Genomic DNA, 13788 nt, shown 5'->3' with positions numbered 1-13788 from the left:
CCGTAAGGGCGCGTAACCGGGCAAATCGCCGTCCAGGCCAGCAGACTGCTCCGGTGACCAAGATTTCAGACGGCTCGTCCCGCTCCCAGCGCAGCGAGATCGGCGGGATCCCCACGCGGTACATCGGGATCGGCGTCATCGTGATCCTCGCGGTGTGGTTCCTGTTCGCCAACCTCGAGAAGGTCGAGATCCAGTTCTGGGTGTTCACCGTCACCGCGCCGCTGTGGATCGCACTGCTGGCCACGTTGGTCGCCGGCGCTGTGCTGGGCTGGTTGATGAAGGGGCGGCGCGGCCGGTGACCACCGCCCCCGGGCCGCCCCCGACCGGCGCCTCGGCCTTCACCCCGTTGATCGAGATGCGCGAGGTCAACAAGCACTTCGGGGGCCTGCACGTGCTGCAGGACATCGAGCTGACGGTCGGCCGCGGCGAGGTCGTCGTGGTGATCGGCCCGTCCGGTTCCGGCAAGTCCACGCTCTGCCGGGCGATCAACCGGCTGGAGCCGATCGAGGGCGGCACCATCCTGATCGACGGCCAGCCGCTGCCCGAGGAGGGCAAGGGCCTGGCCAAGCTCCGTGCCGAGGTCGGCATGGTGTTCCAGTCCTTCAACCTGTTCGCGCACAAGACCGTGCTGCAGAACGTCTCGCTCGCCCAGATCAAGGTTCGCGGCCGCCCCAAGGCCGAGGCGGACGTCAAGTCCCGCGCATTGCTGGAGCGGGTCGGCCTCGCGGCGCACGCCGACAAGTACCCGGCCCAGCTGTCCGGCGGCCAGCAGCAGCGCGTGGCGATCGCCCGCGCGCTGGCGATGGACCCCAAGGCACTGCTGTTCGACGAGCCGACCTCGGCGCTCGACCCCGAGATGATCAACGAGGTACTGGACGTCATGCGCCAACTCGCCAGCGAGGGCATGACGATGGTGGTGGTCACCCACGAGATGGGCTTCGCCCGGGCCTCCGCGAACCGGGTGGTGTTCATGGCCGACGGCCGGATCGTGGAGGACCGTACCCCGGAGGAGTTCTTCAGCGCCCCCGAGAGCGAGCGCGCCCGGGACTTCCTGTCCAAGATCCTGAAGCACTGAGGCGGCGCCGTGACCCGTAAGAGGACGCCCGCCGCGCGGGCGCGCCACCGCGTGCTCGCCGCCGTCCTGCTGCTCACCGCGTTGGCCGCCGGCTGTGGCAAACCCGGCACCCCGCCGCCCAAGGGCCCGCAGCCCAGCGCGCTGCCCAGCTACCAGGTACAGGACGCCTCCTCGATCACCGGCTCGCCGACCCTGGACGCCGCCCGCCGCCGGGGCTACCTGGTGGTCGGCGCCAAGGAGGACCAGCCGTACCTGGGCCAGAAGAACCCGGCCACCGGCGTGTACTCCGGCTTCGACATCGAGATCGCCAAGATGCTCGGAGCCTCCCTCGGCTTCGGACCGGACAAGATCCAGTTCAAGACCATCGCCTCGGCCAACCGCGAGACCGCGCTGCAGAACGGCCAGGTGGACTACTACGTCGGCACGTACACCATCAACGACAACCGGAAGAAGCTGGTGGGCTTCGCCGGGCCGTACTTCATCGCCGGGCAGTCGCTGCTGGTGCGCAAGAACGACAACAGCATCCACGGGCCGCAGGACCTCGACGGCAAGAAGGTCTGCTCGGCGGCCGGCTCGACCCCGTACCAGCGGATCCAGTCGCAGTACCCCAGGGCGCACCTGATCGGCTACGACACCTACTCGGCCTGCGTGGACAACCTGATCACCGGCCAGGTCGACGCCGTCACCACGGACAACGCGATCCTGCTGGGCTACGCGGCCAAGGTGCCGGACGAGCTCAAGGTGGTCGGCCCGCTGTTCTCGACCGAGCCGTACGGGATCGGGACGCCGAAGAACGACACCGTGCTGCGCATGGCGCTGGACGACGCGCTGGCCCACCACGAGCAGAACGGCGACTGGAAGAAGGCCTTCGACGCGACCCTCGGCCTGTCCGGGGAGCCCGCGCCCACCCCGCCGCCGATCAACCGGTACTGAGAGGGCCGCCCTGTGAGAACGCTGATCGACAACTGGTCGACCTACTGGGAGGGCTTCCTCGGCACGCTCGCGCTGTTCGTGGTCAGCGCCGTGCTGTCGCTGGTGCTGGGTGTGCTGGTCGCGGGCTTCCGGGTCTCGCCGGTGAGGCCGCTGCGGGTGTTCGGGACGGTCTGGGTGACGGTGCTGCGCAACACGCCGCTGACCCTGCTGTTCTTCATCGTGGTGCTGGGCCTGCCCCGGTTCAACATCACCCTGCCCTTCTACACCTTCGCGGTACTGGCGCTCGGCTGCTACACCTCGGCCTTCGTCTGCGAGGCGATGCGCTCGGGCATCAACACCGTGCCGTCCGGGCAGGGTGAGGCAGCCCGCAGCCTGGGCATGAGCTTCGGGCAGACGATGAGCCTGGTGGTGTTGCCGCAGGCGTACCGCTCGGTGGTGGCGCCGATCGGCAGTGTGATGATCGCGCTGGCGAAGAACTCGGCGATCGCGGGTTCCTTCAGCGTCACCGAACTGCTGGGCACCTACCGGACCATCAACGAGCTGGGCTACAGCATCGTCTGGACCTTCGTCTGGATCGCCGTCGGCTACCTGATCATCACCCTGACCATCAGCGCCGTCTTCAACCTGCTGGAGCGACGAGTGGCGGTGTCCCGATGACCGTTGAATCCTCGGCGCTGTACGACATCCCCGGCCCGAGGGCGTTGGCCCGGCACCGGCTGTACGGCGGGATCGCGCTGGTGCTGATCGCGGCGCTGATCGGCTGGGTCGTCTACATGCTGTTCCACACCGGCCAGTTCACGTACGCCAAATGGGAGCCCTTCGAGTACCGCGGCGTGCAGGAGCTGCTGCTGCGGGGGCTGGGCAACACCCTGAAGGCCTTCGGCTGGACGGCGCTGTTCGCGCTGCCCTTCGGCGCGCTGTTCGCGGTCGGACGGCTGTCCGACCACCGCGTGGTGCGCTGGTTCGCCACACTGGTGGTGGAGTTCTTCCGGGCCATGCCGGTGCTGGTGATGATCTTCTTCGTCTTCGTCGCGCTCAAGGCGCAGCCGCTGTGGGCACTGGTCGCCGGGCTGGTGCTCTACAACGGCTCGGTGCTGGCCGAGGTGTTCCGGGCCGGCGTGCTCGCGGTGCCCAAGGGGCAGCGCGAGGCGGCGTACGCGCTGGGCATGCGCAAGACCCAGGTGATGGCGTACGTGCTGGTGCCGCAGGCCAACCGGGCGATGCTGCCGGCCATCATCAGCCAGCTGGTGGTCGCGCTCAAGGACACCTCGCTCGGGTTCCTGATCACCTACGAGGAGTTCCTGCACGCGGGCAAGCTGATCGCCACCAACCTGGACTACGACCTGCCGTTCATCCCGGTGGTGATCGTGATCGCGCCGATCTACATCGGCATGTGTCTGCTGCTGTCCTGGCTCGCCCGCTGGGTCGAGCGGCGCAGCCGGCGCAGCCCGAGCATGCGCGGCGGGGCGCCGGTGGTGAAGGCCGAGGTCGCGATGGGGTTGCCGCCCTCGGTGCAGTGAGCCCGCAGTGGTGGGAGGCTTGGTTCGGGGCTGAACCATAGGTGCGGGTGGGGCCTGGGTCGATACCTCCAAATTCCTCTTATGATTGCGGGGAAGGCGACGACGACCGGGCGGAGGGGCCATGGAGCCGGTGTTCGACTCACGGCACATCAGGACGTTCCACGAGGTGGTCCGGGCCGGTTCGTACTCGGCCGCCGCCCGGGAACTCGGCTACACCCAGCCCGCCATCACCCAGCAGATGAAGGCGCTCGAACGCAGTGTCGGAGTCCCGCTGTTCACCCGCGCCGGGCGCGGTCTGCGGCTCACCGAGGCGGGCGAGGCGCTCTCCCGGCACGCCGAGCTGATCCTCGGCAGCCTCTCCGCCGCCCAGCAGCAGCTCGCCGCGCTCGCCCGGCTGCGCGCCGGGCGGGTGCGGGTCTGCGCCTTCCCCAGTGCCAACGCCACCCTGATACCCGAGGCGATGGCCCGGCTGCTCGCCGAGCACCCCGGCGTCCGGGTCGAACTGCTGGAGGCCGAGCCGCCGGACTCCGTCCAGCGGCTGCTGCGTGGCGAGTGCGACATCGCGCTGGCCTTCCGGTATCCGGGCGGGGCGACCGAGGTGCCGGACGGCCTGGACGAGATCCCGCTGATGGAGGACCTGCTCACCGTGCTGCTGCCGGTCGGGCACCCGCTCGGCCGCCGACACGCCGTACGGCTCGCCGACCTGGACGGCGAGCGCTGGATCGCCGGCTGTCCGCGCTGTCGGGCCAACCTGCTGCACGTCTGCGCGGAGGAGGGCTTCGCGCCGGACATCGTGTTCTCCACCGACGACAACCTCGCGGTGCAGAGCCTGGTCGCCGCCGGGGTCGGGATCGCGCTGATGCCCGCGCTGGTGCTCTCCTTCATGTGCCATCGCAAGGTCACCGGGCGGGCCGTCGAACCGCACCTGCGCCGGCAGGTGAGCGCGTACGTGCTGAGCGAGCACCGGCGGATCCCGGCCACCGGGCTGGTGCTGGACCACCTGCGGCAGGCGGCGGCGAGCCGGGTCGGATGCTGACCTATAAGCACTAGTGGGGGGATCGCTTAAGAAAGCTCCTTGGACGTGATAGGTCGGTAGGTCCGAACCTGCTGACATGACACCCCCAGCCACGGTCGGCACTGACCGGCTCACCGAGCGGATGACCGCGCTGATCAGTGAGATCCGCGCCGTCGTGGACCGCGGGCTCCCCCCGGAGCTCACCGCCTACCTGGTCGGCGAGCGCCTCGCCCCGCACCTGCTCGCCGACCCCGACGGGCCGGACGCGCTGCTCACCCCCGCCCAACGCGAGGGCGACCCGCATTGCTACCGCCAGCACGTCGTGCACGCCGAGGAGGACGGCGGCTTCTCCGTCGTCGCCCTGGTCTGGCTGCCCGGGCAGCAGACCCCGATCCACGACCACGTCTCCTGGTGCGTGGCCGGCGTCCACCAGGGCCAGGAGAGCGAGACCCGCTACCGGCTGGTCTCCGACGGGCGCAGCGCGCGGCTGGTCGAGACCGAGCACGTGGCGGGCCCGGCCGGGACGGTTTCCGCCTTCGCCCCGCCCGGCGACATCCACCTGGTGCGCAACTCCTGTAGCAGCACGGCGATCTCCATCCACGTGTACGGCGCCGACATCTCGCGGCTCGGCACCAGCATCCGGCGGGTCTACCGGCTCCCCGCCGACCAGGAGCGGTGAGCGGCGGCGTGGCACTGACCCTCCGGGAGCGGGCCACCCGCACCCGTTCACTTCCCCCGCTCGGCGGGGACGCCCCCGGCCTGCTGCTCGCCGCGGTCGGCGTGGCAGCCGCCCTGGGCGTCCACGCGGTCGTCCCCGCCGTGCCCAAGCTCACCGCCGCCGTCGTGCTCGGCATGGCGGCGGCCCACCTGCCCGGGCTGCGCACGGTGGTGCGCGGGGTCGCCCGGCCGGGACTGTCCATGGCCGGGAAGCGGCTGATGCGGCTCGGCATCGTGCTGCTCGGGCTCAAGCTCAGCCTGGACGACGTGCTCGGCCTCGGCTGGGCCACCGTCGCCATGGTGCTCGCGGTGGTCGCGGCCACCTTCGCCGGCACGATGTGGCTCGGCCGCAAGCTCGGACTGCCCGGCGACCAGCCGCTGCTGGTCGCCACCGGGTACTCGATCTGCGGAGCCTCGGCGATCGGCGCGGTCAGCCAGGCGGCCGGCAGCGAGGAGGAGGACGTCGCCTCCTCGGTCGCGCTGGTCACCCTCTGTGGGACGCTGGCGATCGCCGTGCTGCCGCTGCTCCAGCACCCGCTGGGGCTCGGCGAGGTGGAGTTCGGGCGCTGGGTCGGTGCCAGCGTGCACGACGTCGGGCAGGTGGTCGCCACCGCGCAGACCGGCGGGGCGGCGGCGCTGCGCGAGGCCGTGCTGGTCAAGCTGATGCGGGTGGTGCTGTTGGCGCCGCTGGTCGCGGGCGTGGCCGTGATGGTGCGGCGCAACGCGCGCGGGGCCGCTGCGGCGGGTGAGGAGAAGAGCGGCAGCCGGCCGCCGATCGTGCCGCTGTTCGTGGCCGGCTTCCTCGCGATGATCGTGCTGCGGACCGTCGGAGTGCTGCCCGAGCGGGCGCTCACCCTGGCCGGCGACGCGCAGGAACTGCTGCTGGCCGCCGCGCTGTTCGGCCTCGGCAGTGCGGTGCACCTGCCGACGATGGTGCGCACGGGCGGGCGGATCGCGCTGCTCGGGCTCGGGTCGTGGGTGGTGGTCGCGGGCGTGTCGTACGCGGGGGTGCTGGTCACGACCTGACGGGCGCGGCCTTGCGGGCTGGGCCTCGTGGGCTCGGCTTCGCGGGCCTCGCTGCTCGCCGGACCCGGCGGCGGGGTGGACTCGGTTATTGTCGGGCGGGTGATCGTCCGCACCGGTACGGTCCTGTTGCCGAGTACGTCGAGGAGGACGCATGACCACCGCACTGCCCGAACGGGACGGCCACGAGGCCGTCGTCACGCTCGACCGGCGGGAGGGGCCGTTCGGCGAGGTGGTGCTGCGGCAGCGCGGGCGGCACTACGAGATCATCGCCAACGGCTGCTTCCTGATGGACACCGCGGACGGCCGCTCCGAGCGGCTGCTGGTCCAGGCTGCGCTGGACGAGCTGGACCGGACGGGCGGTGGGGGTGACGGCGAGGGCAGCGGCTCGAACGGGCCGTCGGTGCTGATCGGCGGGCTGGGGGTCGGATTCTCGCTCGCGTACGCGGTGGCCGAACCGCGCTGGGGGCGGATCGCGATCGTCGAGCGGGAGAACGCGATCATCGACTGGCACCGCAACGGCCCGCTCGGCGCCTTCTCCGGCGGCGCACTGGAGGACGAGCGGGTCGCGGTATTCCACGCCGATCTGCTGGAGTACCTCGCGGCGGCCGGCGGGGAGCGCTACCACGCGCTGTGCCTGGACATCGACAACGGGCCGGACTGGACCGTCACCGACTCCAACAGCGGGCTCTACGGTGCGGACGGGCTCGCGGCGCTGTGGCACCGGCTGGAGCCCGGCGGGGTGTTGGCGGTGTGGAGCGCGCAGCCCTCCCCGGCCTTCGAGGAGGTGCTGCGGGCGGCGGGCTTCTCGGATGTCGCCACCCATGAGATCCCGGTCAGCCGGGGTGTGCCGGATGTGGTGCACCTGGCGCGACGGGCCGACTGAAGCAAACTGGGCGGCCGGGTACGGCCGTTGTCCGCGGGAACTGTCAACTGGCCGGAGGGCCGTGCCGGTTGGGCTCCGCCGGGGCCGGTGCTCGACTGCTAGCGTGTGCGGTTGCGGTGCACTAGTGCGGTGGTCGAGCGGGCGGTGGTGGTTGCGGTGGAGAGCGGGACACCGTCGGAGCGGATCGCGGCCGAGCTGCGGCGGCGGATCGCGGCGGGGGAGTTGAAGCCGGGCTCCCGGGTGCCGTCGACTCGGCGGATCACCCAGGAGTGGGGGGTGGCGATGGCCACCGCGACCAAGGTGCTCAACCGGCTGCGGGAGGAGGGGTTGGTCCGGGCCGTTCCGGGGGTGGGGACGGTGGTGGCGGCTCCTGCGGCTCCGGTGGCGACTCCTGCCGCTCCTGCTGGTCCTGCCGTCGGTTCGGCGGCGGTTCGGGAGGCCGGGCGGGCGGCTGGTGGGCCGGGTGCGTCGGGGGTGCGGCGGCCTCGGGGCGGGGAGCGGGAGCTGAGGCGGGAGCGGATCGTCGCGACGGCGATCCGGGTGGCCGACGAGGAGGGGCTGACGGCGCTGTCGATGCGCCGGGTCGCCACCGAACTGGGGGTCGCGACCATGTCGCTCTACCGTCATGTGCCCGGCAAGGACGAGCTGCTGCGGCTGATGATGGACACCGTCTTCGGTGAGCAGCCGCTGCCCGACCCGCCGGCGCCGGGTTGGCGGGCGGGGCTGGAGGAGGTCGCGCGGCTGCAGTGGCGGATCTACCGGCGGCACCCGTGGTTGGCGTCCACGATGTCCTTCACCCGGCCGGTGCTCGCGCCGGACGCGGCGCTGCACACCGAACGGGCGATGGCCGCGCTGGCCGGGCTGGGGCTGACCGGGGAGGAGATGGCCCAAGCCGCGGTGACGCTGGCGGCCTACACCTGCGGGCTGGCCGTCCACTTCGAGCGGGAGGCGCAGGCCGAGCAGGACAGCGGCATGTCCGCGGACGAGTGGATGGACCGGCTGGATGACGAGGACCACGACCGGCTGATGTCCGATCCGGAGCGCTTCCCGATGTTCGACGCGCTGAACCGGGGGCCGGAGATCGACCTGAGCCTGGACGCGCTGTTCGAGTTCGGGATGGTGCGGATGTTGGACGGGGTGGCGGCGCTGATGGAGGCGCGCGGGGGAGAGGCGGCGGATGGCTGGAGCGGTGGCGGAGGTCGGAACGAGTGACAGCTGACAACTGACGGATTTCAGCGGACAACATCTGGCATCCGTTGGTTGTCAGCTGTCGTCTGTCAAACGTCAGCTGTCAGCCGTCGTTCCCCGTCCGTCAGCCGAACGGCCGGTGCTCCGGCTCCGCGTCGGCATCGTCCTTCGCCTCCGGTTCCCCCGCGGGCTCGTTGGAGAAGCCCATCATGCCGAAGGGGTCGAAGTCCGGCGGCGGGATCAGCACCGGCGTGCCCTTGCCCGGACCCGGCTCCGCCGCGTTCGCCGCCGGGGTGTCCGCTGCGGGCGCCGCCTGGGCCGGGATGATCGGCGGCGCCGAGGGCGGCGGCGGGACGGCCGGGCCCTGGGCGCCGACGGTGGTGCCGAACGGGTCGCTCTTCTGCTCGGAGGCGATCGTCGTGCCGAAGGGGTCGGGAGCCGCAGCACCCCCGACAGGCTGCGCGGCCGGTTCCCCGGCGGGCTCGTTGGAGAAGCCCATCATGCCGAAGGGGTCGAAGTCCGGCGGCGGGATCAGCACCGGCGTGCCCTTCGGCAGCTCGTCGTCCACCGCGACGGCCCCGGCCTCGGCGGTCGGTTCCGCCTCCGGCGCGAAGGGGTTGAAGTCCGCGGGCGGGACGCGCACCGGAGTGCCACGCAGGTGCACCGGCTTCTCCGCCGGCTCCTCCGCCACGGGGGCGGGGGCGGCAGTCGGCGGAGAATCCGGGACGGCGGGCGCCGACACCGGCACCGCCGGGGCAACCGGCGCGGCCGCAGCCGCGACCGCCTCGCCGTCCCAGCCGAACTGGATGCTCTTCAGCAGCTCCGCGAACGCCTCCGTGTACAGCTCCCAGTCCTCCGGCCGCGCCGTGGACAGCTGGGCACACAGCACCGATCCGCGGTCCGGCAGCGGGACGAAGGCCTGGACGACCGAGGTGACCACCCAGCGCCGCTGCCCGTCGGCGGCCAGCGGTCCGGGCACCGGGACGGTCCGCCCCTCGACCAGGACGGCGGCCGGTCCGGCCGGCAGCAGCACCGTCCACACCTCGGCGTGCCGCCGTACGGTGGCCAGCTCGGTGGCGAGCTCGGTGATCGGCAGCGGGTGCCGGGCGAGCGAGACGACCAGGGAGGCGTCCGAGACGCGTCCGTCCGACTCCAGCGCGCACACGCCCGCGTAGCAGACGCCCGCGTCCTGGATCAGGTCGGTCAGGGTCGCGGCGATCACCGCGAAGTCGCGGCGCGGCTCCGGGCCGGTGGCGCTGAACAGCTCCTCGGCCACCTCGGCCAGGTGCCCGGTCAGTTCGGCGGCCGCTGCCGCGGTGGCCCGATCGGCGCCGTCGCCGCCGTCCGCAAGCGCGGGCACCGTACGGGCGGAGACCCCGGCGGGCCCGCCGGGGGAGGTCAGCGGGTGGAAGCCCGGCGGGACGACCAGTCGGACCTCGGTGCCCGCGCCGGTGGCCAGTTCGACCGGCTGCCGGGTCTGCTGCCCGGCCGCGAGCGCGGCCAGCGCCGGGGCGAACGGCGGGCGCAGCTTGGCGTCGGCGAACTCACCGGTGACCGGCAGCTGGAACAGCGCGGCCGAGGTGGTGCCCCGGTCCGCGATGGCTCCGCGCACCGCCCCGCCGCCGTAGCGGTTCTGCAGCGCGGTGGTCACCCGGTCGGCGACCGGGACTCCGGTGCCCGGGCGGGCGGTTCCGACGGTGATCACCGTGCCGAGCCGGTCGAGGGCCTCGTGCACCGGCCCGTTGGGGGCCAGCGGCAGGCCGAACAGCGCCTCGGCGGCAGGGTGCCCGGCCGTCCGCAGGGCGCTCAGCGAGGCCGCCGGGTGGCGCGAGGTGTGCTCGTCGAAGAGGGCGTCGGTGAGTGTGCCGAGCGTCGCGCAGACCTGCTCGGCTGCCGCGAAGGGGTTGGCCTCCGCGCTGAACTGGACGTCCTGGGTCAACTGGTGAGCCCCCCGCTCTGCTCCGTCTGCCGTCGGTGGTTTCGGGTGGGACCGGGCCCGCCCGGGCGGCGTGCCGTCAGATCCCCGCCCATTCCTATCAGAGCCCACCGTCGTCACCGAACCGCAGGATCACCCGATGATCATTCGTGGGAGGTCGCGGCCCAGCCCTCGGTGGCCTGCGCGGACGGTTCGTCCACGGGCGCGGAGGCCGGTTCGTCGGTGGCCGGTGCTTCAGTGGTCGGTGCTCCGGCGGTCAGCGCGGTGACGGCGTCGAGGATGCCGGGGACGGCGAACAGCCCGGCGAGGTCCTGGACCAGGCGCCCGGTCGGCCCGTCGGGGCGCTCGTCGGCGAAGAAGGAGGACAGTTCGGCGGCGAGGGCCGGCTCCCGGGCGGCGGTGAGGGTGAGCGAGGCGACGAACTCCTGCACCAGGTGCAGCTGCAGCTCCTCCAGCGGCACCGAGCGCTCGGCCAGCCACTCCAACGAGGTGATCTCGGCGTTGGCGATCCAGGCCCGGACGGTCAGCCGCAGCCCGGGGCTCGGTGCCGGGATCGCCAGGTGGGCGAGGATCTGGTCGTGTGCGGCCCGGCGCACGTCGTCGATCACCGCCGAGGTGCCCGCGCTGGCCGCCACCGAGCCGCCTCGCAGCAGCGCGGCGAAGCCCGGCCCGTGGCTCTGCACGAAGTCCAGGTAGCGGCCCATCACCCGGTAAAGCCGCTCGGACAGCGGCCCCTCCGCCGGCTCCTCGAAGCGTGCCGAAAGCTCCCGCCCCGCCCGGCGCAGCGAGGCCTCGTACAGCGCCTGCTTGCCGGGGAAGTAGTGGTACACCAGCGGCCGGGAGGCGCCCGCGGCGGCGGCGATGTCGTCGATCGACACCTCCTCCGGCGGGCGCCGACTGAACAGCTCCAGCGCCACGGCGATCAGCTGCTCCCGCCGCTCGTCCACGCTCAGCCGGCGGCGCGGCCGCTCACCCGCCGCCGCACGGCCGGATGCTGCGGCGGCGGTCCGTGCTGTGCGGTCGGCCGTCGGCGACGGCGTACGGGAGGCCATGCGCGTCAGCCTATCCGGCGGCGGCCCGGGGGCCCATGCGGTCTGGGCGGCCGGTTTACCCGGCCCGGAGCTCCAGATAGCGGCGGTAGGCCTCGCGGCCGTCGGTGACGAAGGTGTCGCGGGCGAGGCGCTCGGCCAGTTCCTCGGGGGTGAGCCAGGCGTGCCAGGCGACCTCGGACTCCTGCGGGGAGACCGGGCCGTCCCACTCGGCCTCGTACATGTCGCACCACCAGGAGAGCCTGCCGCCGTCGGGCTCCCGGAAGAGGAACTTGAACAGCGGGCGCGGGGTGATGCCGCGGACGCCGAGCTCCTCCTCGGCCTCGCGGACGGCGGCCTCGGCGTAGGTCTCGCCGGAGCCGACCACGCCGCCGACGAACATGTCGTACGCGCCGGGGGCGAACAGCTTGGTGTCGGTACGGCGGTGGACGAAGATCCGGCCGGCCGGGTCGCGGACCAGGATGAAGACGCAGCGGTGGGTCAGTCCCTGCCGGTACACCTCCCCGCGCAGGGCGGTCCCGATCACTTGGTCGTGCTCGTCGACGATGTCCAGCAGTTCCTCGGCAGGGTTGGTCATGTCCTAGAGGTTAGGGTTTCAGGGCCCGCTTCGAACGCGGGATCGAGGAATCGGACGGCAGCGAATGATCTGAGGGTGGCACGCGGTGGTGGAGATCTGGGGCGAGACGGCCGAGGGGTTCGAGCCCGTACGGGCGGCCTTCGCGCGGAACTTCGTCGAGTACGGCGAGCTCGGCGCCGCCTTCGCGCTTTACGTGCGCGGCCGCAAGGTGGTCGACCTGTGGGGCGGCGACGCCCGGCCCGAGGTCGGCGGGCGGCCCGCGCCGGCGGTGCCGTGGACGGCGGACACCGCCCAGGTGCTGCGCTCGGTCACCAAGGGCCTGACCGCGACCACCGCGCTGCTGCTGGCCGAGCGGGGCCTGCTCGACCTGGACGCGCCGACGGCCTCGTACTGGCCGGAGTTCGCGGCACAGGGCAAGGGCGACGTGCCGGTGCGCTGGCTGCTGTCGCACCAGGTAGGGGTGCCCGCGCTGGACGCGCCGCTGCGCCTGGAGGACGTGCTGACCTGGGAGCGCGCGGCCGCCGCCGTGGCCGCGCAGGCGCCCGCCTGGGAGCCCGGCACCGCGCACGGCTACCACCCGTACACCTTCGGCTGGCTGGTCGGCGAGGTGGTGCGTCGGGTGAGCGGTCGGACGATCGGACAGTACTTCGCCGAGGAGGTCGCCCGGCCGCTCGGGCTGGACCTGTGGATCGGGCTGCCGGCCGGAGCCGCGCCCCGGGTCGGCAAGCTGGTGGACCTGCCCGCCCCGGAGGCGGCCCGGACCGGCCCGAGCGGGCTGCGGCTGCGGCCCAAGCAGTCCGTCCGGGACGCCTACCAGGACCCGACCTCGCTGACCGCCCGCTCCTTCGCCTCGGTGCGCCCCGGAGTGGACCTCAACGACCCGGCGGTGCAGGCCGCCGAGATCCCCGGCGCGGGCGGCATCGGCACCGCCCGTTCACTGGCCCGGTTCTACGCGGCGCTGATCGGCGCGGCCGACCGACCGGACGGCTCCGGCGCGCTGCTGCCACCGCTGCTCGGCCCGGAGGTGCTGGCCCACGCGGTCGGGCCGACGGTGAACGGCCCGGACCGGGTGCTGATCGTCAACTCCACCTTCGGCCTGGGGTTCTGGCGACACGGTCCGACCGCGCCGATGGCCTCCCCGGCGAGCTTCGGCCACCCCGGCCGGGGCGGTTCGCTGGGCTTCGCCGACCCCGACCTCGGGCTGGGCTTCGGGTACGTCACCAACGGCATGCAGCCGGGCGTGACGGGGGACGTGCGCTCGCGCAACCTGATCCGCGCGGTGCGGGGGTGCCTGGGGCTGTCCTGAGGGCGGTCGGCTACGCCTGGCCGGTCTCGAAGCGGCTGATCTTCCCGCCGTCGACGGTGAAGCGCCAGGCGGTGCGCATCTCGCCCCAGGTCTCGTTGGTGAAGTTGGCGACCAGGGCGTGGCCGCCGCTCGCCTCGCTCTGGACGTCCATCCGGCCGTTCGGGCCGAAGATCTCCCGGTCGACCCAGTCCGCCAGACTGCGCTCCGACCCGTCGTCGGACATGGTCGCGTCCGGGGCGAGCAGGGCGAAGAAGGCGTTGCGGTCGCCCGCGTTGACCGCGGTGACGAAGGCGCGGACGGCGGGGTCGGTGAGCTTGGCGGGGGCGATGGTCATCTGCCGGGACTCCCAACGGGGTGAGCGGACTGGGGAGTCCTGTCTACGGCGTTCGCGCGGGGCGCCCGGGCATGTCGGCGGCGCGTCGGCAAAATCGGGGGATTCTTGTGCTTGGATCCCGGAACAGGCGATTTGCCGACCGAGCCCGCCACGGGGAGTGGCGGTGGGGGGGGGGGGCCCCCCGCGGGCGCCCCCCCCACAACCCTGACCGCGGGGGCGGGCAAGAGGG

Annotated in this window: 16 protein-coding genes; 11 read left to right on the top strand and 5 right to left on the bottom strand. The window is 72.8% G+C overall.

Annotation, left to right across the window (positions count from 1 at the left end; all coding sequences use genetic code 11):
- Positions 1-53 precede the first annotated feature (53 nt).
- From ABZW30_RS10020 to ABZW30_RS09980, 9 genes are all read left to right on the top strand, one after another.
- The gene (locus tag ABZW30_RS10020; RefSeq protein ID WP_355670560.1) at positions 54-299 is read left to right on the top strand and encodes a LapA family protein; all 246 of its coding nucleotides are present in this window, start codon (positions 54-56) and stop codon (positions 297-299) included.
- A gap of 47 nt (positions 300-346) precedes the next feature.
- Positions 347-1075, top strand: coding sequence for an amino acid ABC transporter ATP-binding protein (locus ABZW30_RS10015; protein WP_355670712.1), 729 nt, complete (start codon positions 347-349; stop codon positions 1073-1075).
- A 9-nt stretch (positions 1076-1084) separates the two neighbouring features.
- Complete coding sequence (locus ABZW30_RS10010; RefSeq protein WP_355670559.1) at positions 1085-2008, top strand: glutamate ABC transporter substrate-binding protein; 924 nt, start codon at positions 1085-1087, stop codon at positions 2006-2008.
- 12 nt (positions 2009-2020) lie between these two features.
- Positions 2021-2665, top strand: coding sequence for an amino acid ABC transporter permease (locus ABZW30_RS10005; protein WP_355670558.1), 645 nt, complete (start codon positions 2021-2023; stop codon positions 2663-2665).
- Positions 2662-3528, top strand: a complete 867-nt coding sequence (locus ABZW30_RS10000; RefSeq protein WP_355670557.1) for an amino acid ABC transporter permease — start codon at positions 2662-2664, stop codon at positions 3526-3528. Before ABZW30_RS10005 ends, ABZW30_RS10000 begins: the two co-directional genes overlap by 4 nt.
- 130 nt (positions 3529-3658) lie before the next feature.
- The gene (locus ABZW30_RS09995; RefSeq protein WP_355670711.1) at positions 3659-4564 is read left to right on the top strand and encodes a LysR family transcriptional regulator; all 906 of its coding nucleotides are present in this window, start codon (positions 3659-3661) and stop codon (positions 4562-4564) included.
- Positions 4565-4640: 76 nt separating this feature from the next.
- Complete coding sequence (locus tag ABZW30_RS09990) at positions 4641-5222, top strand: cysteine dioxygenase family protein (RefSeq protein ID WP_355670556.1); 582 nt, start codon at positions 4641-4643, stop codon at positions 5220-5222.
- Positions 5223-5236: 14 nt separating this feature from the next.
- Entirely contained in the window at positions 5237-6286 is a 1050-nt protein-coding gene (locus ABZW30_RS09985; protein WP_355670710.1) for a putative sulfate exporter family transporter, read from the top strand.
- 151 nt (positions 6287-6437) lie between these two features.
- Positions 6438-7169: a spermidine synthase gene (locus ABZW30_RS09980; protein ID WP_355670555.1), complete on the top strand. Its 732-nt coding sequence runs from the start codon at positions 6438-6440 to the stop codon at positions 7167-7169.
- Positions 7170-7267: 98 nt separating this feature from the next.
- On the opposite strand, the gene ABZW30_RS09975 is transcribed toward ABZW30_RS09980, so the two are convergent.
- On the bottom strand, positions 7268-7459 hold the full coding sequence (locus ABZW30_RS09975) for a hypothetical protein (protein ID WP_355670725.1): 192 nt from the start codon (positions 7457-7459) through the stop codon (positions 7268-7270).
- On the opposite strand from ABZW30_RS09975, the gene ABZW30_RS09970 reads away from it, so the two are divergent.
- Positions 7392-8381, top strand: coding sequence for a TetR/AcrR family transcriptional regulator C-terminal domain-containing protein (locus tag ABZW30_RS09970; RefSeq protein WP_355670709.1), 990 nt, complete (start codon positions 7392-7394; stop codon positions 8379-8381). The two genes, ABZW30_RS09975 and ABZW30_RS09970, sit on opposite strands and share 68 nt — an antisense overlap.
- A 100-nt stretch (positions 8382-8481) precedes the next feature.
- On the opposite strand, the gene ABZW30_RS09965 is transcribed toward ABZW30_RS09970, so the two are convergent.
- From ABZW30_RS09965 to ABZW30_RS09955, 3 genes are all read right to left on the bottom strand, one after another.
- A complete protein-coding gene (locus tag ABZW30_RS09965) occupies positions 8482-10296 on the bottom strand; it encodes a hypothetical protein (RefSeq protein WP_355670554.1) in 1815 nt (604 codons plus the stop codon).
- A gap of 140 nt (positions 10297-10436) precedes the next feature.
- On the bottom strand, positions 10437-11246 hold the full coding sequence (locus tag ABZW30_RS09960) for a TetR/AcrR family transcriptional regulator (RefSeq protein ID WP_355670708.1): 810 nt from the start codon (positions 11244-11246) through the stop codon (positions 10437-10439).
- A 154-nt stretch (positions 11247-11400) separates the two neighbouring features.
- The gene (locus tag ABZW30_RS09955) at positions 11401-11919 is read right to left on the bottom strand and encodes an NUDIX domain-containing protein (RefSeq protein ID WP_355670553.1); all 519 of its coding nucleotides are present in this window, start codon (positions 11917-11919) and stop codon (positions 11401-11403) included.
- 85 nt (positions 11920-12004) lie between these two features.
- Between ABZW30_RS09955 and ABZW30_RS09950 the strand changes: the two genes are divergently transcribed.
- The gene (locus ABZW30_RS09950) at positions 12005-13225 is read left to right on the top strand and encodes a serine hydrolase domain-containing protein (RefSeq protein ID WP_355670552.1); all 1221 of its coding nucleotides are present in this window, start codon (positions 12005-12007) and stop codon (positions 13223-13225) included.
- Between the two features lie 10 nt (positions 13226-13235).
- Here the strand turns inward: ABZW30_RS09950 and ABZW30_RS09945 are convergent, their stop codons facing one another.
- On the bottom strand, positions 13236-13559 hold the full coding sequence (locus ABZW30_RS09945) for a nuclear transport factor 2 family protein (protein WP_355670551.1): 324 nt from the start codon (positions 13557-13559) through the stop codon (positions 13236-13238).
- Positions 13560-13788 lie beyond the last annotated feature (229 nt).

It is taken from the genome of Kitasatospora sp. NPDC004669 (assembly GCF_040609455.1).
Taxonomy (GTDB): Bacteria; Actinomycetota; Actinomycetes; order Streptomycetales; family Streptomycetaceae; genus Kitasatospora.
The sequence above is the reverse complement of the archived record's forward strand: the minus strand, read 5'-3'. Positions and strand labels throughout refer to the sequence as shown.

Excerpts from the sequence above, each read along its gene's own strand:
- ABZW30_RS10000 (WP_355670557.1), top strand. The coding sequence starts at position 2,662 with ATGACCGTTGAATCCTCGGCGCTGTACGACATCCCCGGCCCGAGGGCG.
- ABZW30_RS09990 (WP_355670556.1), top strand. The coding sequence starts at position 4,641 with ATGACACCCCCAGCCACGGTCGGCACTGACCGGCTCACCGAGCGGATG.
- ABZW30_RS09980 (WP_355670555.1), top strand. The coding sequence starts at position 6,438 with ATGACCACCGCACTGCCCGAACGGGACGGCCACGAGGCCGTCGTCACG.
- ABZW30_RS09955 (WP_355670553.1), bottom strand. The coding sequence starts at position 11,919 with ATGACCAACCCTGCCGAGGAACTGCTGGACATCGTCGACGAGCACGAC.
- ABZW30_RS09945 (WP_355670551.1), bottom strand. The coding sequence starts at position 13,559 with ATGACCATCGCCCCCGCCAAGCTCACCGACCCCGCCGTCCGCGCCTTC.